The 20,253-nt window shown below is 63.5% G+C and carries 18 protein-coding genes; 14 read left to right on the top strand and 4 right to left on the bottom strand.

The genetic code is table 11. The features are described 5' to 3' along the window. Window positions 1-130: 130 nt before the first annotated feature. From Q0T48_RS12420 to Q0T48_RS12405, 4 genes are read right to left on the bottom strand one after another with little or no spacing between them, the layout of a single operon-like run. Window positions 131-1,096: an aspartate carbamoyltransferase catalytic subunit gene (locus Q0T48_RS12420; protein ID WP_295956785.1), complete on the bottom strand. Its 966-nt coding sequence runs from the start codon at window positions 1,094-1,096 to the stop codon at window positions 131-133. A gap of 3 nt (window positions 1,097-1,099) precedes the next feature. Beyond that, a complete protein-coding gene (gene pyrR / locus Q0T48_RS12415) occupies window positions 1,100-1,588 on the bottom strand; it encodes a bifunctional pyr operon transcriptional regulator/uracil phosphoribosyltransferase PyrR (RefSeq protein WP_295956793.1) in 489 nt (162 codons plus the stop codon). Between the two features lie 8 nt (window positions 1,589-1,596). After that, the gene (gene ruvX / locus Q0T48_RS12410; protein ID WP_295956783.1) at window positions 1,597-2,007 is read right to left on the bottom strand and encodes a Holliday junction resolvase RuvX; all 411 of its coding nucleotides are present in this window, start codon (window positions 2,005-2,007) and stop codon (window positions 1,597-1,599) included. Continuing rightward, entirely contained in the window at window positions 2,004-2,603 is a 600-nt protein-coding gene (locus Q0T48_RS12405) for a YqgE/AlgH family protein (protein WP_295956781.1), read from the bottom strand. Before Q0T48_RS12405 ends, ruvX begins: the two co-directional genes overlap by 4 nt. Before the next feature lie 240 nt (window positions 2,604-2,843). Between Q0T48_RS12405 and Q0T48_RS12400 the strand changes: the two genes are divergently transcribed. From Q0T48_RS12400 to Q0T48_RS12335, 14 genes are all read left to right on the top strand, one after another. Beyond that, the gene (locus Q0T48_RS12400) at window positions 2,844-4,103 is read left to right on the top strand and encodes a sarcosine oxidase subunit beta family protein (protein WP_295956779.1); all 1,260 of its coding nucleotides are present in this window, start codon (window positions 2,844-2,846) and stop codon (window positions 4,101-4,103) included. 11 nt (window positions 4,104-4,114) lie between these two features. After that, window positions 4,115-4,423, top strand: coding sequence for a sarcosine oxidase subunit delta (locus Q0T48_RS12395; protein WP_295956778.1), 309 nt, complete (start codon window positions 4,115-4,117; stop codon window positions 4,421-4,423). Beyond that, window positions 4,420-7,416, top strand: coding sequence for a sarcosine oxidase subunit alpha family protein (locus Q0T48_RS12390; protein ID WP_295956776.1), 2,997 nt, complete (start codon window positions 4,420-4,422; stop codon window positions 7,414-7,416). The genes Q0T48_RS12395 and Q0T48_RS12390 overlap by 4 nt, the downstream gene beginning before the upstream one ends. Window positions 7,417-7,429: 13 nt before the next feature. Next, window positions 7,430-8,062: a sarcosine oxidase subunit gamma family protein gene (locus Q0T48_RS12385; RefSeq protein ID WP_295956774.1), complete on the top strand. Its 633-nt coding sequence runs from the start codon at window positions 7,430-7,432 to the stop codon at window positions 8,060-8,062. A gap of 9 nt (window positions 8,063-8,071) precedes the next feature. Beyond that, window positions 8,072-9,346: a serine hydroxymethyltransferase gene (glyA, locus tag Q0T48_RS12380; protein ID WP_295956772.1), complete on the top strand. Its 1,275-nt coding sequence runs from the start codon at window positions 8,072-8,074 to the stop codon at window positions 9,344-9,346. Window positions 9,347-9,358: 12 nt separating this feature from the next. Then, window positions 9,359-10,330, top strand: a complete 972-nt coding sequence (locus Q0T48_RS12375; protein WP_295956769.1) for a dipeptidase — start codon at window positions 9,359-9,361, stop codon at window positions 10,328-10,330. A 64-nt stretch (window positions 10,331-10,394) separates the two neighbouring features. After that, window positions 10,395-11,267, top strand: a complete 873-nt coding sequence (locus tag Q0T48_RS12370) for a glycine betaine ABC transporter substrate-binding protein (protein ID WP_295956766.1) — start codon at window positions 10,395-10,397, stop codon at window positions 11,265-11,267. Window positions 11,268-11,341: 74 nt separating this feature from the next. Further along, window positions 11,342-11,875 carry a DUF5943 domain-containing protein gene (locus Q0T48_RS12365; protein ID WP_295956764.1) on the top strand — a complete coding sequence of 178 codons (534 nt, stop codon included), beginning with the start codon at window positions 11,342-11,344 and terminating at the stop codon, window positions 11,873-11,875. Between the two features lie 21 nt (window positions 11,876-11,896). Next, entirely contained in the window at window positions 11,897-13,957 is a 2,061-nt protein-coding gene (locus tag Q0T48_RS12360; protein ID WP_295956762.1) for an NADH:flavin oxidoreductase, read from the top strand. A 1-nt stretch (window position 13,958) separates the two neighbouring features. Then, complete coding sequence (locus Q0T48_RS12355; protein WP_295956760.1) at window positions 13,959-15,845, top strand: (Fe-S)-binding protein; 1,887 nt, start codon at window positions 13,959-13,961, stop codon at window positions 15,843-15,845. Beyond that, window positions 15,842-16,936 (top strand): electron transfer flavoprotein subunit alpha/FixB family protein, encoded by a 1,095-nt coding sequence (locus tag Q0T48_RS12350; RefSeq protein ID WP_295956758.1) that lies wholly within the window; start codon window positions 15,842-15,844, stop codon window positions 16,934-16,936. Before Q0T48_RS12355 ends, Q0T48_RS12350 begins: the two co-directional genes overlap by 4 nt. Then, complete coding sequence (locus Q0T48_RS12345) at window positions 16,933-17,685, top strand: electron transfer flavoprotein subunit beta/FixA family protein (RefSeq protein ID WP_295956756.1); 753 nt, start codon at window positions 16,933-16,935, stop codon at window positions 17,683-17,685. Before Q0T48_RS12350 ends, Q0T48_RS12345 begins: the two co-directional genes overlap by 4 nt. A gap of 11 nt (window positions 17,686-17,696) precedes the next feature. Then, window positions 17,697-18,950 (top strand): aromatic ring-hydroxylating dioxygenase subunit alpha, encoded by a 1,254-nt coding sequence (locus Q0T48_RS12340; protein WP_295956754.1) that lies wholly within the window; start codon window positions 17,697-17,699, stop codon window positions 18,948-18,950. Between the two features lie 11 nt (window positions 18,951-18,961). Next, window positions 18,962-20,080, top strand: a complete 1,119-nt coding sequence (locus tag Q0T48_RS12335; protein ID WP_295956752.1) for a hybrid-cluster NAD(P)-dependent oxidoreductase — start codon at window positions 18,962-18,964, stop codon at window positions 20,078-20,080. The last annotated feature ends 173 nt before the right edge of the window (window positions 20,081-20,253 follow it).

Genomic DNA, 20,253 nt, shown 5'->3' with positions numbered 1-20,253 from the left:
GGCGACGGTGGGTAGGGACACTCGTTGGTATTGAGCTTGACCCAGCCGTCGGTCTGCGGCTGCTCGCCCGGCACATAGGCGTGGAGCTGGTCTATGCCGGTGCTCCAGAAAGGAGAGCTCACCACCGCGCTCATGCCTCATTCCCCGCCACGATGCTCATCACCGCCATGCGCACGGCAATGCCAAAGGTCACCTGCGGCAGGATCACGGCCTGCTTGCCATCCACCACGGCCGAGTCGATCTCGACACCGCGGTTGATCGGGCCGGGGTGCATCACGATGGCATCCGGCTTGGCCAGCTGCAGCTTCTCGGGCGTCAGGCCAAAGCTCTTGAAATACTCGTGGGTGCTGGGCAACAAGGCGCCGCTCATGCGCTCGTTTTGCAAGCGCAGCATGATCACCACATCGCAGTCCTTGATGCCTTCTTCGAGCGTGTGGCAGACGCGCACGCCCATCTGCGCCATGTCGGCAGGCACCAGGGTTTTGGGGCCGACCACGCGCACTTCGGCGCAGCCCAGCGTCGTCAGCGCATGGATGTCGGAGCGGGCCACGCGGGAGTGCAGCACGTCGCCGACGATGGCCACGGTGAGGTTGCTGAAGTCCTTTTTGTAGTGCCGGATGGTGTACATGTCCAGCAGGCCCTGGGTCGGGTGGGCGTGGCGACCATCGCCCGCATTCACCACGTGGACGTGCGGCGCGACGTGCTGGGCGATCAGGTAGGGCGCGCCGGATTCGCTGTGCCGCACCACAAAGATGTCGGCAGCCATGGCGCTGAGGTTGGCGATGGTGTCTAGCAGCGACTCGCCCTTGGCGGCGCTGGAGCGGGCAATGTCGAGGTTGATCACGTCGGCGCTGAGGCGCTTGGCGGCGATGTCAAAGGTGGTGCGGGTGCGGGTGGAGTTCTCGAAGAACAGGTTGAACACGCTCTTGCCGCGCAGCAAGGGCACTTTTTTCACCTCGCGGTCGTTCACGCTGACGAAGTTGGCGGCGGTGTCCAGGATCTGCGTCAGGATGTCTTTCGGCAGGCCTTCGGTAGACAGCAGGTGGACCAGCTCGCCGTGCTTGTTGAGTTGGGGGTTGTTGCGTTTGTAGAGCAAGATTTAGCCCTCCACATTAAAACTGAAGGCACCGGTGGCGCTGCGCGCCAGTTCGAGCTGCTGGGTGGCAGGCAGGGCTACGCGGGCGGCGGCAAAGTCGGGTTGGATGGGCAGCTCGCGCCCGCCCCGGTCGACCAGCACTGCCAGCTTCACCGCCGACGGGCGGCCAAAGTCAAACAGCTCGTTGACAACAGCGCGGATGGTACGGCCGGTGTAGAGCACGTCGTCCAGCAAGATGATCTCGGCCCCGTTCACGTCGAAGTCCAGCGCGGTTTGCCCGCCGCTGCCCGAGACCATGCCGCGCTGCGAGAAGTCGTCGCGGTGCATGGCGGATGAGATCACGCCGGGTTTGCCGGGCAGTTGCAGGTCGGACTGCAGGCGTTCGGCCAGCCAGGCCCCGCCGGAGGTAATGCCGACCAGGCGGGTGTCGGCATTCAGCAAGGCTTTGACACCTTTTAATAACTCTAAATACAGCGCTTCGGCGTTCAGCATGAGTGTGCTCACGGGATACTCCTCAAAAATTGTTCCAGAATGATGCAGGCTGCAGCGGCATCTGCGTCTTTTGCGCCCATCTCCAGCGCTTCTGTGGTGCTGTAGCGCTCATCTACCTCGAAAACCGGCAGATTGAAGCGTCCGCGCAACTGGCGGGCAAACTTTTGCGCGCGCCGGGTGTTGTCGTGGGCTGCGCCGTCGGGGTGGAAGGGCACGCCGATCACCAAGGCATCAGGCTGCCATTCCTTGACGCGGGCGGCGATGGGGATGAAACGGGCATCGCCCTCGGCGGCGATGGTGCCCTGCGGCGTGGCGGTACGGGTCAGGCGGTTACCGACGGCAACGCCGGTGCGCTTTTGGCCGTAGTCGAAGGCCAGGAAGGATTGCAGGTTGGCGGGGACGGCGACCGGCTCCGTCATGCGTGGCCCGCTTCGGGGGACAGCATCCAGGATTGGAGGCCCAACAACAGCAAAGCCTGGTCGTAGCGCTCGGCCACCGGGGTGTCGAAGATCACGCCCAGGTCGGCTTCCACCGTCAGCCAGCTGTTTTCGCCCAGTTCGGCTTCCAGTTGGCCCTCGCCCCAGGCAGAGTAGCCCAGGGACACCAGCACCCGGCGCGGCCCGGCCCCGGTGGACAGGGCTTCGAGCACGTCTTTGGAGGTGGTCATCTCCAGCCCGCCAGGAATGGCCATGGTGGAGGCATAAACGGATTCCGAGGGGTCGATGTCGCTGCTGATAAAGGCTTCGTGCAGCACAAAACCGCGCTCGGTTTGCACCGGGCCGCCCTGGAACACCGGGCTCTCGCTCAAGTCGGCGCGGCGTAGCGGCAGATCGACCTTGTCAAACAGGCTTTTCAAGCTGATATCACTGGGTTTATTGATCACCAGGCCCATGGCACCGCGCGGGCTGTGCTCGCACAGGTAGACCACGCTTTTGGCGAAGGCTTCGTCCTCCAGACCGGGCATCGCGATCAAAAAGTGATGCGTCAGGTTTATGGGGGCAGTGTCGGTGTTCATCCTGCGATTTTAAGGGCTCAATCGGCACAGACGGGGCCTGCATGTAAAGAGACAAATTCGACGCAATTCGCCCGAATGTCGAATTTGAACAAGTGTGCGTCTGCAAGGCGCAAGGTGACACACGGGTGACATCGAACAATGCACACAAGACATACGGAGCACTGGTCAACTACCTTCGGGCGACCCTCCAGTGCAGCGTAAATCGTGTTGCAGACCCCTTGGACCCCCCACGAGAACCACATGCGCGGCCAAAACTACTCCCTCTGGAGCCTGCTCAAGCACGGCTTTAAAAACCACCAAACCTGGGAACCTGCCTGGGAACGGGTGGCCTTGAAACCTTCGTACGACGTGGTCATCGTTGGCGGCGGCGGGCACGGCCTAGCCACGGCCTACTACCTGGCCAAAAACCACCCCGGGATCGGCAGAATAGCGGTGCTGGAAAAAGGCTACCTGGGCGGCGGTAACACCGCACGCAACACCACCATCGTGCGCTCCAACTACCTGTGGGACGAGTCCGCCGCGATTTACGAGCATTCGCTGAAGCTCTGGGAAGGCCTGACCGAAGACCTGAACTTCAACGTCATGTTCAGCCAGCGTGGCGTGTTCAACCTGGGCCACACCCTGCAAGACATGCGCGACATCGAGCGCCGGGTGAATGCCAACGCCCTGCAAGGGGTGGATGCCCACGTGCTGAACGCGCAAGAAGTCAAAGAAAAGATCCCCCAGCTCGACTGCAGCCGCAGCCGCCGCTTCCCGGTGCTGGGTGCAAGCTGGCAGCCGCGTGCCGGTGTGGCCCACCACGATGCCGTGGCCCGGGGCTTTGCCCGCGCCGCCAGCCGCCTGGGTGTAGACCTGATCGAGGGTTGCGAAGTCACCGGCATGGATATCCAGAACGGGCAGATCCGCGGCCTGCAAACCAACCTGGGTGCCATCAAGACCGAGCGCGTAGGTTGCGTGGCCGCGGGCCACTCCTCGGTGCTGGCCAAGATGGCCGGGCTGCGCATGCCGCTGGAAAGCCACCCGCTGCAGGCCTTTGTGTCCGAATCCATGCAGCGCGTGATCGACACCGTGATCATGTCCAACGCGGTGCACGGCTACCTCAGCCAGTCCGACAAGGGCGAGCTGGTGATTGGCGCGGGCATCGACAGCTACCTTGGCTACGGTCAACGCGGCAGCCCGCACGTGATCGAGCACACCGCCGCCGCCATCATTGAGCTGTTCCCCCAGTTCTCGCGCGTGCGCATGAATCGCCAGTGGGGCGGCATTGTGGACGTGACCCCGGATGCCTGCCCGATCATCTCCAAAACCTCTGTGCAAGGCCTGTTCTTCAACTGTGGTTGGGGTACCGGCGGCTTCAAGGCCACGCCGGGTTCCGGCCACGTGTTTGCCGACATGCTGGCCAAGGGCGAAGCGGGCCCGCTGTCCAAAGCCTTCTCGGTGGATCGCTTCCATACCGGCCACCTCATCGACGAACACGGCGCCGCTGGCGTTGCCCACTGAGCTAGACCACCATGTTTTTATTGCACTGCCCCCACTGCGGCGAAATGCGGGACGAAGAAGAGTTCAGCAACGCCGGTGAAGCCTATATCCCCCGCCCTGCCAAGCCCGAAGAAGTGGACGATGCCACCTGGGGCGACTATGTTTTCATGCGCCGCAACACCAAAGGCTGGTTTTGGGAGCAATGGCAGCACACCGCGGCATGCCGCAAAGTGTTTGCCGTAAAGCGCAACACCGCCACCTACGAAATTGCCGGGAGCTGGACGCTGGCCGAAGGCAAGGCCCTCTTTTTAGCCGACATCGCCAAGGAGCAGCAAGCATGAGCGGCACCCGCGTACCCCAGACCACCGCGCGCATCGACACCACGCGCACGGTGAAGTTCACTTTCGATGGCCGCGAATTCACCGGCCACCCCGGCGACACGCTGGCCTCGGCCTTGCTGGCCCACGGCGTACGCCGCATGGCCCGCAGTTTCAAATATGGCCGTCCGCGCGGCATCATCGGTGCGGGTGCAGAAGAACCCAATTCGCTGGTACAAATGGGCGTGGGCGCACTCACCACACCCAACGTCAAAGCCACGCAGGCCGAGATGTACGACGGTTTGAGCGCCCGCTCTACCTCGGGCTGGCCATCCCTCGATTTCGATTTGAAATCCGTGCTGGGCCAGGGCTCGCGCTTCATGCCTGCGGGCTTCTACAGCAAGACCTTCAAATGGCCGCAAAAACTGTGGCCGCTGTACGAAACCGTGATTCGCAAGTTTGCCGGTTTTGGCGATGCGCCCACCGAGCCCGATCCCGAGAAATACGACCACTTGCACCACCATGTGGATGTGCTGGTGGTGGGCGGCGGTGCCTGCGGCCTGCTGGCCGCGTTGCAAGCCGGGCGCGCCGGGCTCAAGACCCTGCTGGTAGACGAGCAAAACGAACTGGGTGGCTGGTTGCTGTCCGACCCCACCGCGCACATCGATGGCCGCAACAGCGATGCCTACATCCGCTCGGTGCAAGCCGCCCTGGCCGAGATGCCGCACGTGACCGTGCTGCCCCGCACCACTGCGTTTGGCATGTACGAGCAAAACCTGGTGCAGGCCGTGGAGCTGGTGCAAGACCACATTGCCCCCGCGCAGCGCCAGGCCCACCTGCCACGCCACCGCATGCACAAGATCCGCGCCCACCACGTGGTGCTGGCCACCGGTGCCATCGAACGCCCCCTGGTGTTTGGCAACAACGACCTGCCCGGCGTGATGACCGTGTCTGCCGGCCAAACCTTCCTGGTGCGCTACGGCGTGCGGGTCGGCCAGCGCATCGTGATCTGCGGCACCAGCGACCTGGCCCACGATTGCGCTGAAGTGCTGGCCAAAGCCGGTGCCACCGTCACTGTGGCCGATGTGCGCCATGGCGCGGTGTCCCGCAATAGCAGCTACACAGTGATGGCGGGCCACGGCATCGCCGAAGTCACCGGCGGCAGCGAGGTCAAGGGCGTACGCCTGGTGCCCTTGCACGCTACCAAGGACGAAGTAGCTGGCACCGGCACGCACATCGCCTGCGACGTAGTGCTGAGCTCGGGCGGCCTGTCGCCCACCGTGCATTTGTTCTGCCACGACGGCAGCCGCCCCACCTGGGACGAGGCCGTCGCCGCGTTTGTGGTGCCAAGCACCGGCCGCAAGGGTGTGGCCTGCGTGGGCTCGGTCACCGGCGCTTTCGAACTGTCCGACGCACTGGCGCAAACCACGCACGCCATGCAACAGGTGCTGGCCACCTGCGGCAAGCGCGAATCGCTGCAGGTACCCACCTGCATCCAGCCCAAGCGCCTGGCAGCCCGCCCCATGTTCCGCCTGCCCGATGGCAAGCAAGAAGGTGCCGGTGCAAAAGCTTTCGTGGACTACCAGAACGACGTCAGCGCTGCCGATATTGAGCTGGCCGTGCGCGAGAACTACCACTCCATCGAGCACGTCAAGCGCTACACCGCTCTGGGCTTCGGCACCGACCAAGGCAAGTTGTCCAACGTGAACGGTTTCGTCATCACCGCCCGCGCCCTGAAGCGCCCGGTGAACCAGGTGGGCACCACCACCTACCGCCCGGCCTACACCCCGGTGAGCCTGGGTGCACTGGCGGGCACCATGACCGAAGAGCTGTTTGACCCGAACCGCTACAGCGCCATCCACGCCTCCCACGTGGCGCGCAACGCCGCCCTGGAGCCGGTAGGCCAATGGCAGCGGCCCTGGTACTTTGCCAAGCCCGGCGAAGACCTGCACGCCGCCGTGAACCGCGAATGCCTGGCCGCCCGCAACGGCGTGGCCGTGATGGACGCGTCCACCCTTGGCAAGATCCAGATCGACGGCCCGGATGCCCGCGAATTCCTGAACCGCATCTACGCCAATGCCTGGACGCAACTGGCCGTGGGCAAGTGTCGCTACGGCCTGATGCTGGACGAAAACGGCATGGTGATGGACGACGGCGTGACTGCCTGTATCCACCCCACGCAGTTCTACATGACCACCACCACCGGCGGTGCCGCCCGGGTGCTGAACTGGCTGGAACGTTGGCACCAGACCGAGTGGCCCGAACTCAAGGTGTGGATGACCTCGGTGACCGACCATTGGTCCACCGTAGCTCTGGTCGGCCCCAAGGCCCGCGCTGTGCTGGCCAAACTGTGCCCGGACATTGACCTGTCGCCAGAGAACTTCAAGTTCATGGACTGGCGCGCTGGCACGGTGCAAGGCCTGCCGACCCGGGTGTTCCGCATCAGCTTCTCGGGTGAAGTGTCGTATGAATTAAACGTCGAATCCGGCTACGGTCACGCCCTATGGGAGGCCGTAATGGCCGCCGGGGCCGAGTTCGACATCACGCCCTACGGCACCGAAACCATGCACGTGCTGCGGGCCGAAAAGGGCTTCATCATCGTCGGCCAGGACACCGATGGCTCCATGAGCCCGATGGACCTGGACATGGCCTGGGCCGTGGGCATGAAGAAGCCATTCAGCTTCCTGGGCAAGCGCTCGCTGGCCCGCAGCGACACGGCCCGTGAAGGCCGCAAGCAACTGGTTGGTCTATTGCCAGAAGACCCGAACACCGTGCTGATCGAAGGCGCGCAAATCATGGAAAGTGCCACCGTGGGCACCAGCAACAAGATGCTGGGCCACGTGACTTCCAGCTACCACAGCGCGTTCCTGGGCCGCTCCATCGCCATGGCGGTGGTGGCCGGTGGTCTGCAGCGCAAGGAGCAAACCCTGTACGTGCATGCCCACGGCAAGGTGACTCCGGTGAAGGTGGGCGGCAGCGTGTTTGTCGATGTGAAAGGTGACCGTCAAAATGTCTAAAGATTTGAACGCAATGCTGGAATCCCCCCTGCACGCCTTTGACCTGCCCGCCCGCGTGGCTACACCCACCGCCCAGAACCGGGTGGTGGTAAGTGAACTGGGCAATATGGGCTACATCGTGCTGCGCGGCAAGGCCGACGACGAGTCCTTTATGCAGGCTGTAGCCGATGTGCTGGGCCAAGCCCTGCCGACGCAGCCGATGACCGTGCTGACAACCACCGCCGGTGTCGTGCTGTGGGTATCGCCTGACGAATGGCTGCTGGTGTGCAAGCGCTCTACCCGCGACAGCCTGCTGGCCGCACTGACCGCCGCCGTGCAAGACATGTTTGCCCAGGTGGTGGACAACAGCGGCGGCCTGACGGCCATGCGCCTGAGCGGCCCTGACCACATGCTGCTGCTGCGCCAGATGGGCCCGTACGACTACGAGAGCCTGGCCGTAGGCCGCTGCGCCAGCACCGTGGTGTCCAAAACCGGACTCACCGTGGCCCGTACCGACGAAGCGGGCGTGGTACTGGTCTTCCGCCGCAGCTTTGCCGACTACACCTGGCGCCTGCTGGAACGCACCGCCCTGCCCTACCGCCTGTGCATCACCAGCCCGGCGCAATGCGCCGACCCTGTGTTTACACCCTTGTTTGAAACTGTTTAGGACTCTGCCATGACAACCGAAAGCTTCTTCTCCGTGGGTGTGGCCCAGGCCGACCCCGCCGTCAACGCCGCCATGGACCACGAACTGCAACGCCAGCGCGAACAGATCGAACTCATCGCCTCGGAAAACATCGTCTCCAAAGCCGTGCTCGAAGCCCAGGGCTCGGTGCTGACCAACAAGTACGCTGAAGGCTATCCCGGCAAGCGCTACTACGGTGGCTGCGAGCATGTGGATGTGGTCGAAGCCCTGGCCATCGAACGCCTGTGCAAGCTATTTGGCTGCGAATACGCCAACGTGCAGCCGCACTCCGGTGCGCAGGCCAACACGGCCGTGATGCTGGCACTAGTGCAGCCTGGCGACACCGTGCTGGGCATGTCGCTGTCGGCGGGCGGCCATTTGACGCACGGTGCCAAACCGGCACTGTCGGGCAAGTGGTTCAAGGCCGTGCAGTACGGCGTGCGCCGCGCCGACTCGCTGATCGACTACGACGAAGTCGAAGCCCTGGCCGTGGAACACCAGCCCAAGCTGATCATTGCGGGCTTCTCGGCCTACCCCCGCACCATCGACTGGGCGCGCTTTCGCGCCATCGCCGACAAGGTGGGTGCCTACCTGATGGTGGACATGGCCCACGTGGCCGGTCTGGTCGCCACCGGCGTGTACCCCAGCCCGGTGCCGCATGCCCATGTGACCACTTCCACCACCCACAAGACCCTGCGCGGCCCCCGTGGCGGCGTGATTTTGACCAACGACGAAGCCTTGGCCAAGAAGATCAACTCCGCCGTGTTCCCCGGTTCGCAAGGCGGCCCGCTGATGCACGTCATCGCTGCCAAGGCTGTGGCCTTTGGCGAAGCCCTGCAACCCAGCTTCAAGGCCTACACCCAGCAGGTGGTGGCCAATGCCAAAGCCCTGGGTGCAGTGCTCAAGGCCGGTGGCCTGGACCTGGTGACCGGTGGCACCGATAACCACTTGCTGCTGGTCGATCTGCGCCCGCTGGGCCTGAAAGGCAACACCACCGAAGTGGCGTTGGAGCGTGCCGGCATCACCTGCAACAAGAACGGCATACCGTTTGACGACGAGAAGCCCACCGTCACCTCGGGCATCCGCGTCGGCACGGCAGCAGGCACCACCCGCGGCTTTGGCGTGGCCGAGTTTGAAGAAGTCGGCCGCCTGATGCTGGAAGTGTTCAACAGCCTCAAAACCAAGCCAGACGGCGATGCCGCCCTGGAAGCCTCGGTCTACGCCCGCGTCAAAGCCCTCACCGCCCGTTTCCCTCTCTACGCTTAAAGGAGTAACGCCATGAGCACACTTCACCAAGACTCCATCGTCATCGACGGCCTCATCATTGCCAAGCTGGACCGCAGCGTATTTGAAGACATGAAAAAGGGCGGTTTGGCCGCAGCCAACTGCACCGTCTCCGTGTGGGACGACTTCCCGAAAACGGTCGACAACATCGCCACGCTCAAACAGCTGATCCGCGACAACAGCGACCTCGTCACCCTTGCCCGCAACACGGCGGACATCAAGCAGGCCAAGGCCGATGGCAAGACCGGCATCGTCCTGGGCTTCCAGAACGCCCATGCCTTTGAAGACAATCTGGGCTACATCGAAGCCTTCCACGACATGGGTGTGCGCGTGGTCCAGCTGTGCTACAACACGCAAAACCTCATGGGCACCGGCTGCTACGAGCGCGATGGCGGGCTGTCCGGCTTTGGCCGCGAGGTCATCGCAGAGATGAACCGCGTTGGCATCATGGTTGACCTATCGCACGTAGGCAGCAAGACCTCTGAAGAAGCCATCCTGGCTTCCACCAAGCCCGTGGCCTACACCCACTGCCTGCCTCTGGGCCTGAAAGACCACCCGCGCAACAAGAGCGACGCCGAGCTGAAGTTCATCGCCGACCACGGTGGTTTCATCGGCGTGACCATGTTCTCGCCCTTCCTCAAGCGCGGCAATGACTCCACCGTGCACGACTACGTCGAGGCCATCGACTACGTCATCAACATCGTGGGCGAAGACTGCGTAGGCCTGGGCTCTGACTTCACCCAAGGCCACGGCCACGAGTTCTTCGAGATGCTGACCCATGACAAAGGCCGCTGGCGCCGCCTGACCACCTTCGGCAAGGTGGTCAATCCCGAAGGCATTCGCACCATCGGCGATTTCCCTAACCTCACGGCCACGATGCAGCAATCCGGCTGGTCCGATGCCCGCATCACCAAGGTGCTGGGTGCCAACTGGATGAAGTTCTTCGACCAGGTCTGGGGTACCTGAGGCACCCCTCCATAGACTTCCCCAGCCCCTCGCATTCCCATTCCACAACCAAGAGTTAGCTGCTATGACCGTTTCGTTCTCCCCTCGCAAACGCCGTGAGTTCATCACACAGACTTTGGGCCTGTCCGCGTTGGCTATGTCCGGCAGCGCATTCGCCCAGACCAAACCGACCATCAAAATCGGCTTTGTCGACGGCTGGTCGGACAGCGTGGCCACCACCAACCTGGCTGCTGTCATCATCCGCAGCAAGCTGGGCTACCCCGTGGAGCTCAAGCCGCTGGCGGCCGGCATCATGTGGCAGGCCGTGGCCCGCGGCGACCTGGACACCACCTTGTCGGCCTGGCTGCCCGTGACGCACGAGGCTTACTTGGCCAACTTCAAAGACAAGGTTGAGATTCTGGGTGCCAACTACCCCGGTGCCAAGATCGGCCTGATCGTGCCCGACTACGTCAAGGCCACCAGCCTGGCCGACCTGAACAACTACAAGGCCGATTTTGGCGACCGCATCGTCGGTATCGATGCCGGTGCCGGTGTGATGAAAAAGACCGAAGAAGCCATCAAGGTCTACGGCCTGGAAATGCGCCTGCAGCCCAGCTCGGGCCCGGCCATGGCGGCCGAACTGGACCGTGCCTACCGCGCCAACAAGGCGATTGCCGTCACCGGCTGGATTCCGCACTGGATGTTTGCCAAGTACAAGCTGCGCTTCCTGGCCGACCCCAAGAACGTCTACGGTGCCGAAGAACACGTAGACAGCGTCATCAACCCCGGCCTGCACACCAAGGCCCCCAGCGTGGTGGCTTTCCTCAAGAAGCTGTCGTGGAAACCCGAAGAAATCGGTGCCGTGATGTTGGCCGTCGAAGGCGGTGCCAAGCCCGAAGCCGCAGCCGAAAAATGGATTGCCGACAACCCGGCGCGCGTCGCCGGTTGGTTGGCGTAAACACAACATAGGCTTGTGCCCGGCGGCGCAGGCCCCACCCAGGCATAGCCGCCCAAGCTCACCCAGGAACTCTCATGCAACCCCAACTCCCCATCGAAGTCAACGAAACCACCGGCGTGTGGACCACCGACAAACTGCCGATGATCTACGTGCCCCGGCACTTTTTCGTCAACAACCACGTGGAAACCGAAGCCGTGGTGGGCCGCGAGGTCTATGCCCCGGCGCTGTACAAGGCCGGTTACCGCTCCGCCTACTTCTGGTGCCAGCAAGAGTCTGCCACCCACGGCCTGACCGGCATGGCGGTGTACGAGCATTACCTCAAACGCCTGTCGCAGCGCGGCTGGGGTCTGTTCAAGTTCATCAGCGCCGATGCCACCACTGGCCACGCGCAGATCCAACTGGACCATTCGGTGTTTGTGCTGGCGCAGGGCATTGCCGGTGTACCAGTAGACCGCAGCAAGGTCTGCTACCTGTTCGCAGGCTGGTTCTCGGGTGCCATGGACTGGGTGCTGGAAACCAGCGGCTCCGCGGTACGCACCACCAGCACCGAGACCCAATGTGCCGCCGAGGGCCACGCCCACTGCGTGTTCACCGTCAGCCCCCTTTAAATTTTTTTCCAGAGCACCGCCATGCGCTATCCGCATTTGTTTGAGCCCATCCGCCTGAACCAGGTGCTGTTGCGCAACCGCATCGTCAGTACCGCGCACGCCGAGGTGTATGCCGAGGGTGGCAACCCCACCGAACGCTACATCCGTTACTACGAAGAAAAAGCCAAGGGCGGCGTGGGCCTGGCCATCTGCGGCGGCTCCAGCCCGGTGTCGCGCGACAGCCCCTGGTCGTGGTGGAGCTCCATCAATCTGGCCACCAACAAGGTCATCGAGCCGCTGGCCACGCTGGCCGAGACCATGCACAAGCACGGTGCCAAGCTGATGATCCAGGCTACCCACATGGGGCGGCGCAATGCCTGGCACGGTTTTGACTGGCCGCACCTGGTCAGCCCATCCGGTATCCGCGAGCCGGTGCACCGTGGCAATGCCAAAACGATTGAGATCGAAGAAATCCGCCGCATCGCCGCCGACTATGGCCGCGCTGCCAAGCGCGTCAAGGACGCCGGCCTGGACGGCATCGAAATCTCGGCTGCGCACCAGCAACTTATCGATCAGTTCTGGAGTCCCCGCGTGAACCACCGCACCGACGAATACGGCGGCAGCCTGGAAAACCGCCTGCGCTTCGGCATGGAAGTGCTGCACGCCGTGCGCGAACAAGTGGGCGCAGATTTCTGCGTAGGCCTGCGCATGTGCGGCGATGAATTCCACGAAGACGGCATCAGCCACGAAATGGCCAAGGAAATCGCCCAGGCCATGAGCGAGAGCGGCCTGATCGACTTCTTGAGCGTGGTCGGCTCCGGTGCCGACACCCACAACACCCTGGTCAACTGCATGCCGCCGATGGCGCTGCCGCCCGAGCCGTTTGTGCACCTGGCCGCCGGTATCAAATCCGTCAGCAAAGTGCCGGTCATGCACGCCCAAAGCATCCGCGACGCATCGCAGGCCGAGCGTATCCTGGCCACCGGCATGGTGGACATGGTGGGTATGACCCGCGCACAGATTGCCGACCCGCACATGGTCATCAAGATCCGCGACGGCAAGGAAGACCAGATCAAGCAATGCGTCGGTGCCAACTACTGCATCGACCGCCAGTACAACGGCCTGGACGTGCTGTGCATCCAGAACGCCGCCACCAGCCGCGAAGAAACCATGCCCCACGTGATCGAAAAGACCACGGGCGTACGCCGCAAGGTGGTGGTGGTGGGCGCAGGCCCGGCCGGGCTGGAGGCGGCCCGCGTGGCCCGCGAGCGTGGCCACGACGTGGTGATGTTCGAGAAGAACACGCTGGTCGGTGGGCAGGTCAATCTGGCCGCCAAGCCACCCAAGCGCGAACAAATGGCCGGCATCATCCGCTGGTTTGACATGGAAACCGTGCGCCTGGGCGTAGACCGCCGCCTCGGCGTGGCCGCTACCCAGGAGATGATCCTGGCGGAGAAGCCCGACATCGTGGTGCTGGCCACCGGCGGCGTGCCCCACACCGGCCAAACCCCCGCCTGGGGTGCCGCCGAAGGCCTGTGCGTCAGCGGCTGGGACATCCTGTCGGGTGCCGTGGCTCCCGGTGAGAACGTGCTGGTCTACGACAGCATCAGCACCCATGCGGGCACCGGCGTGGCCGACTTCATCGCCGCACGCGGCAAGCTGGTGGAGATCGTCACCCCCGACGTGAAAGTGGCCGACGACGTGGGCGGCACCACCTTCCCCATCTTCTACCGCCAGCTCTACGCCAACGGCGTGATCCAGACCCCCAACCATTGGCTGGAAAAGGTCTACCGGGAAGGCGACAAGCTGATCGCCGTGCTAAAGAACGAGTACACCGAGGCGTTGGAAGAGCGCGCCGTCGACCAGGTGGTCGTCGAAAACGGCATTCTGCCGAATGACGGCCTGTACTGGCAGCTGAAACCCCTGTCGATGAACAAGGGCCAGACCGACATCGAAGCTCTGTACGACGCCCTGCCCCAGCCGGGCTTGAGCCAAACCACAGGCAACGGCAATTTCCTGCTCTACCGCGTGGGCGACTGCGTGTCGATGCACAACATCCACGCCGCCATCTACGATTCGCTGCGTCTGTGCAAGGACTTTTAAGATGCTCGCGCACCTCGTAAGCACGATTTTCTGGCTGGCAGTTCTGGGCTTGGCCTGGGGCATGGCCCGCCGGGCAGTTATATGGAAAACAGGCCGCTCACGCAGAGTAGACCTGCATGGGTTGCTACAAATACCGAAGCGTTACTTTGTCGACCTGCACGATGTGGTGGCGCGCGAGCCGTTTGTGGCCCGCGCCCACGTAGGCGTGGCGGGTGGTGCCATTCTGGCGCTGGCCCTGGTGGCGTTGAACTACGGCCTGGGTCTGTACTGGCCGGTGCTAGACGGCATTTTGTTGCTGGCCGGGCTGATGATGCTGGCGGGCACGATCGCCATGGCCTCGCGCCGCCGCAATGCCCCGGCCCGCCTGTCCAAAGGCCCATGGAGCCGCCTGCCCTACTCGCTGATGCTGTTTGCGGTGGCCGTGGCGCTTGTCGGTGCCGTCGCATTGACGGGCACTGCGCTGGCTCCCTGGCTGGCGGGTTTGATCAGTCTGGCGTTTGCCGCTGGCGCCGCGGAGCTGGCGTTCGGTATCGGCCTGGGCGGCCCCATGAAGCACGCCGTCGCCGGTCTGCTGCACCTGGGCCTGCATCCCCGGCCCGAGCGCTTTAGTGCGGACAAACGCTTTGCTACTGCCCTGCAACCCCTCACGCTCACCTCTGATGACATGGGCGTGGGCAAGCCCGCCGACTTCGCCTGGAACAAGCTGCTGTCCTTCGACGCCTGCGTGCAGTGCGGCAAGTGCGAAGCCGCCTGCCCCGCGTTTGCCGCAGGTCAGCCGCTAAACCCCAAGAAGCTGATCCAGGACCTGGTGGTTGGCATGAGCGCCAAATCGGACGCGAACTACGCAGGCAGCCCCTACCCTGGCCAAAAAGTCGGCGAACACGCCGGTGCGCCGCATCTGCCCATCGTCAACGGCCTGATCAATTCCGACACACTCTGGTCCTGCACCACCTGCCGCGCCTGCGTACAAGAGTGCCCGATGCTGATCGAGCACGTGGATGCCATCGTGGACATGCGCCGCCACATCACCCTAGTGACCGGCGTGGTGCCCAACAAAGGCATGGAAGCCCTGGCGCAACTGCGCGACACCGATACCGTGGGCGGCTTCCCGCTGACTGCGCGCCACCACTGGGCTGCGGATTTGAACCTGCCGGTACTCAACGAGGGCGATACAACCGACTGGCTGGTGCTGGTCGGCGAAGGCGGCTTCGATATGCGTTACCAGCGAACCCTGCGGGCCTTCATCAAAACGCTACAAAAAGCAGAGCTCAAGATCGCCATCCTGGGCGCAGCAGAGACAGATTGCGGTGATTTGGCACGGCGGCTGGGCGACGAGGCGGGTTTCCAACGCTTGTCCAAACAGCTCATCGCCACGCTCCAAACCCGCAGGTTCGCGCACATCGTCACACCCGACCCGCACATCTTCCATTCGCTGAAAAACGAATTCCCCGCCATGGGCGGCAGCTTCGACGTGTGGCACCACACCCAGTTGCTGGCCGATCTGCTGGCCAAGAAGACGCTCCAACCCACCCGCGCAGGCAGCCTGGAGGCCGTGACCTACCACGACCCCTGCTACCTGGGCCGCTATGGCCGCGAGGTGGACGCACCGCGTGCCGTCCTCAAGGGGATTGGCATCAAGGTGGTAGAGATGGAACGCAGCCGAGAACGTGGCCGCTGCTGCGGCGGTGGTGGTGGCGCGCCGTTCACCGACATCCCCGGCACCACCCGCATCCCCGACATCCGCATTGCCGACGCGAAGAGCACCGGCGCGGGGGTAGTGGCTGTCGCCTGCCCCAACTGCACGGCGATGCTCGAAGGCGTGGTCGGCCCCCGGCCCGAGGTATTGGACATTGCCGAGCTGATGGCCCACGCATTGGAGGTCGCATGAGTACCCAGATTCGCCGCATCGATCCGCGCCGCCCCGCCATCATCACCCCCGCAGGCCTGCGCCGCATCATCCTGGGCAGCAGCGAGGGCGAACGCCTGGCTCCCCACGCCGCCCACGGCCCTGCCGTCAAGCCGGTGCGCAGCCAAGGCCCGTTCACCCGCTGCACCCTGGTCGTCACCCACGCCGAGCGCGGCGCGCTGACCGATGGCGCACGCCAAGCCATCGCCGCCGCCGCCATCCTGGCCACGGCAGACACCGAAGTCGTGGTGGCGGTACTGGGTGCCTGCGGTGACGATGCCGCGGCCCTGGGCGTGGACAAACTACTGGTGCTGGACAGCTTTGATGCCAGCACCTACCAACCCAGCGCCTGCGTGCAGTGGCTGCAAGGCCTGCACGCCACGCTGGCACCGGCGCAATGGCTATTTACCGATAGCGCCGCCGACGGCCAGTTAGGCCGCCGTTTCGCAATATCCGCAGGCCTGGGCCTGCAATGCGGCGTAGTGGAACTGGCGGCAGACAGCCTGCGCGTGCCCGCCAATGTGCAGCAAGACTGGTTGCGCCCGCACGCACCCGTGCTGCTGCTGGCCAAGGGTGTCGCCAGTACCAAGCTGCCGTTTGTCGGCCTGGGCCTGCGTGCCGCCGCTCCGGCCTTGCCCACGGTGCCCGATGCCGGTATCGAGGACCTCGGCATGAAGGCCGGTGACCCGCAAACCCTGGCGCTGGAAGAGGCAGACTTCATCCTCGCCGCCGGCAATGGCGTGACCGACCTGCCCCTGTTCCACGCGCTGGCGCTGGAAGTGGGCGCGGCGGTAGGCGCCTCGCGCGTGGCGGTGGACGATGGCCGCTTTGCCCGCACGCAGCAAATTGGTGCCACCGGCAAAACAGTCTCCGCCTCGGGCTACTTGGCGCTGGGTATCTCCGGCGCAGTGCAGCATCTGCAAGGCATCAAGGACTGCCGCCACGTGATCGCGGTGAACCTCGATGCCTCGGCCCCGATCGCCCGCCGTGCCGACCTGACCGTGGTGGAAGACAGCGCGGCCTTGATGCAAGCCCTGCTGGGCTTGGTGAAAAAAGAAAAGGAAGGTGTATGAGCCAGATCACGGTACTCGTGGCCCCACGCAGACACCCCACCAGCCAGCGCCTCACGCGCTGCCAGGCCGATGCCACGGCGGCCACGCTGGCCCTGGGCTTGTCGAAGTCCGTGCGCCTGCTGTGTGCAGGCCAGATGCCCGATGCCGTGGCCCGCGACTACTTGGCTCTGGGCGCGCCCGTGGTGGAAGTGCTGCCCTGCGCCACCGATGCCCCGCTGGTCGAGGTTTTGCTGCCCGCCCTGCGCGATGTGGCCCTGGTGCTGACGGGTACGCGCTCCGAAGCCGACCAGGGCTCGGGGGTCTTGCCCTACGCCCTGGCCGCAGCCCTGGGGCGGCCCGTGGTGACCGACGTGCTGCACGTAGAAGCCGACGGCAGCGGCTGGATCGTCACCCAGGCTCTGCCCAAGGGTGCACGGCGGCGTTTGAAGGTACAGGCACCGGCGGTGCTAGCCATCAGTGCGGCGGCCCCTTTGACGCTGCGCCATTCGCTGGCCGACGCGGTCGCAGGCAAGATCGTTCGCTCCGCAGCTGCCACCGTGGCCTCTGCCAGCCCGTCCGGCACCCTGGTGCCCACCCGCAAGCGCCGCAAGCTGCTGGAAGCCAAAACCGTGCAATCCGGCCATGCCCGCATGCTGGGCGCAATCGAGTCGCCCTCTACCGGCGGCATCGTGCTCCAGACCGGTAACGCCGACACCAAAGCCCAAGCGGTACTTGACTACCTGCGCACCCATTCTCTTGTGACCTTTTGAGGAGACACCCCATGACCACCCTATCTGCGCAAACCCTGCTGACCCGCGAATTGCTGGCCCGCCGCCGCCCCGGCTACAGCCTGGAGGCCCCGTTCTACCTCAGCGAAACCATCCTGCAGACCGACATGGAGCACATCTTCGGCAAGCACTGGATCTTCGTTGCGGTGGAGCCGCAGGTGCCCGAAGCCGGTGACTACATCACCGTCGATTTCGGCACCAATTCGATCCTGATCGTGCGCGACGACGACATGAACATCCAGGCCTTCCACAACGTCTGCCGCCACCGCGGCTCGCGCCTGTGCGCCGAGCCCAAAGGCATCGTGGGCAACATCGTTTGCCCCTACCACCAGTGGACCTACGACCTGACCGGCAAGCTGATCCACGCCAAGCACATGGGTGACGACTTCGACCCCAGCGGCCTGGGCCTCAAGCCGGTGCACATCCGCAACATGGCCGGGCTGCTGTTCATCTGCCTGGCCGAAAACCCGCCCGAAGACTTTGAGCAGATGGTCGCCGAGATGACGCCCTACATCGCCCCGCACCAGCTCAGCCAGTGCAAGGTGGCGGCGCAGATCGACATCGTCGAAGACTGCAATTGGAAGCTGACGATGGAGAACAACCGCGAGTGCTACCACTGCATGAGCAACCACCCCGAGCTGACCATTTCTCTGTACGAATACGGCTTTGGCTACCAGCCCAACGAGGACAACAAGGCCGACCTGCAGCGCTTCCAGGACATCATGGCCGCCAACCACGAGCGCTGGGAAGGCATGGGTCTGCCTTCGGCCGAGATCGACACGCTGGACGACCGCATCACCGGTTTCCGCACCCAGCGCCTGCCGATTGACCGCTCGGGCCAGTCGCAAACCATGAACGCCGAAGTGGCTTCCAAAAAATTGCTAGCGGACTTCGTAGATCCGGCGCTCGGTGGCCTGTCTTTCTGGACCCAGCCCAACTCCTGGCACCACTTTATGAGCGACCATATCGTCAGCTTCACCGTGCTGCCAATCTCTGCGACCAAAACCCTGGTGCGCACGACTTGGTGCGTGCACAAGGACGCGGTCGAAGGTGTGGACTACACCAAGGAAAATCTCACCGCCGTATGGAACGCCACCAACGACCAGGACCGCCGCTTGGTGGAAGAGTCGCAGATCGGCATCTCCACCGGTGCCTACCAGCCCGGCCCGTACTCGCCGTTCACCGAAGGCCTGGTGGAGAAGTTCTGCAACTGGTACGTGAACCGCCTGAGCGTACTGACGCGTTGAACTGAGCCGCCATGTCCACCCATTTCGCCATCCCTTTCTACGCCCCCGACTTCGCGGCCCCGGTGTCGTCACCCTGGAACTCTGACCAGGACGAAACCCTGCGCTGCGTGCACATCCGCCAGGAAACGCACGATGTGAAGACCTTCGTGCTGGCTGCCAATGGCCCGCGCAACTTCCGCTACCTGCCAGGCCAGTTCCTCACCCTGGAGTTGGAGATTGGTGGCGAAAAAATCAACCGCTGCTACACCCTGTCCAGCACGCCCACCCGGCCCGACCTAGTGAGCATCACCGTCAAACGCGTGCCTGGCGGCACGGTGTCCAACTGGCTGCACGATAACGTGCGCGTCGGCATGGAACTGGGCTCCATGGGGCCGTCTGGCGAGTTCAGCTGCTTCAAGTCGCCCGCCAAAAGCTATTTGTTCTTGTCGGGCGGCAGCGGTGTTACGCCGCTGATGTCCATGGCCCGCGCCCTGCACGACCTGGGCAGCGATGCAGACATTGTGTTTGTGCACTGCGCCCGCACCCCTGCCGACGTACTGTTTGCCGAAGAGTTGACGCTGATGGCGCGCAACATGCCGCACTTTCGTATCGCCTTGGTCTGCGAACAGCACACGCCCGGCAGCAACTACGCCGGGCACCTGGGTCGGCTGGATTCGGCCCGCTTAGCCCACATCGCCCCCGACTTCATGCAGCGCGATGTCTACACCTGCGGCCCGGCCCCCTTCATGGCGGCCGTGCGCAGCCTGCTGACCACCGCCGGGTTTGACATGCCGCGCTACCGCGAAGAAAGCTTTTCTTTTGAAACCCTGGTGGCCGATGCAGCGCACGCCCCAGATAATCAAGAGGCAACAAAAGAAAATACCGAAGTTATATACAAAATTGATCTACAGAAAATGGGTAAATCATTTACTTGCCCATCGGATCAAACTGTTTTGCAAGCCTCTGTGGCGGCTGGTTTCCGGCTGCCATCTTCGTGCAGCGGTGGTGCATGCGGCACCTGCAAAACCAAAAAAATATCCGGTACGGTAGAAATAAAACACGCCGGTGGTATTCGCCAGCGTGAAATAGACCAGGGCTGGTTTTTGCCTTGTTGCAGCAAGCCGACAAGTGACATCGTCATGGATCGCTAACCTAAAACAGCGTATCCCCGCACAAGACGGTGCAAGAAAGCCCGCCTGACATCCTGTTTTGGCGGGTTTTTTACATTCTGAAATATTAATAAGACACTCTATTGGTGCAAGGCCCCTACCGTTTTAATATTCTCATGGATTTACCCTATGTTTTAAATTAAATTAAGCTACAA

Source organism: Rhodoferax sp. (assembly GCF_025354435.1).
Classification (GTDB): Bacteria; Pseudomonadota; Gammaproteobacteria; order Burkholderiales; family Burkholderiaceae_C; genus Rhodoferax_B.
The sequence above is the reverse complement of the archived record's forward strand: the minus strand, read 5'-3'. Positions and strand labels throughout refer to the sequence as shown.

What these genes read in the sequence shown, in the direction of transcription:
- Q0T48_RS12355 (WP_295956760.1), top strand. Translation starts at nt 13,959, where the DNA reads ATGCTCGCGCACCTCGTAAGCACGATTTTCTGGCTGGCAGTTCTGGGC.
- Q0T48_RS12370 (WP_295956766.1), top strand. Translation starts at nt 10,395, where the DNA reads ATGACCGTTTCGTTCTCCCCTCGCAAACGCCGTGAGTTCATCACACAG.
- Q0T48_RS12345 (WP_295956756.1), top strand. Translation starts at nt 16,933, where the DNA reads ATGAGCCAGATCACGGTACTCGTGGCCCCACGCAGACACCCCACCAGC.
- Q0T48_RS12385 (WP_295956774.1), top strand. Translation starts at nt 7,430, where the DNA reads ATGCTGGAATCCCCCCTGCACGCCTTTGACCTGCCCGCCCGCGTGGCT.
- ruvX (WP_295956783.1), bottom strand. Translation starts at nt 2,007, where the DNA reads ATGACGGAGCCGGTCGCCGTCCCCGCCAACCTGCAATCCTTCCTGGCC.
- Q0T48_RS12400 (WP_295956779.1), top strand. Translation starts at nt 2,844, where the DNA reads ATGCGCGGCCAAAACTACTCCCTCTGGAGCCTGCTCAAGCACGGCTTT.
- Q0T48_RS12405 (WP_295956781.1), bottom strand. Translation starts at nt 2,603, where the DNA reads ATGAACACCGACACTGCCCCCATAAACCTGACGCATCACTTTTTGATC.
- Q0T48_RS12395 (WP_295956778.1), top strand. Translation starts at nt 4,115, where the DNA reads ATGTTTTTATTGCACTGCCCCCACTGCGGCGAAATGCGGGACGAAGAA.
- glyA (WP_295956772.1), top strand. Translation starts at nt 8,072, where the DNA reads ATGACAACCGAAAGCTTCTTCTCCGTGGGTGTGGCCCAGGCCGACCCC.
- Q0T48_RS12375 (WP_295956769.1), top strand. Translation starts at nt 9,359, where the DNA reads ATGAGCACACTTCACCAAGACTCCATCGTCATCGACGGCCTCATCATT.
- Q0T48_RS12335 (WP_295956752.1), top strand. Translation starts at nt 18,962, where the DNA reads ATGTCCACCCATTTCGCCATCCCTTTCTACGCCCCCGACTTCGCGGCC.
- Q0T48_RS12360 (WP_295956762.1), top strand. Translation starts at nt 11,897, where the DNA reads ATGCGCTATCCGCATTTGTTTGAGCCCATCCGCCTGAACCAGGTGCTG.
- Q0T48_RS12350 (WP_295956758.1), top strand. Translation starts at nt 15,842, where the DNA reads ATGAGTACCCAGATTCGCCGCATCGATCCGCGCCGCCCCGCCATCATC.
- Q0T48_RS12365 (WP_295956764.1), top strand. Translation starts at nt 11,342, where the DNA reads ATGCAACCCCAACTCCCCATCGAAGTCAACGAAACCACCGGCGTGTGG.
- Q0T48_RS12340 (WP_295956754.1), top strand. Translation starts at nt 17,697, where the DNA reads ATGACCACCCTATCTGCGCAAACCCTGCTGACCCGCGAATTGCTGGCC.
- Q0T48_RS12390 (WP_295956776.1), top strand. Translation starts at nt 4,420, where the DNA reads ATGAGCGGCACCCGCGTACCCCAGACCACCGCGCGCATCGACACCACG.
- pyrR (WP_295956793.1), bottom strand. Translation starts at nt 1,588, where the DNA reads ATGCTGAACGCCGAAGCGCTGTATTTAGAGTTATTAAAAGGTGTCAAA.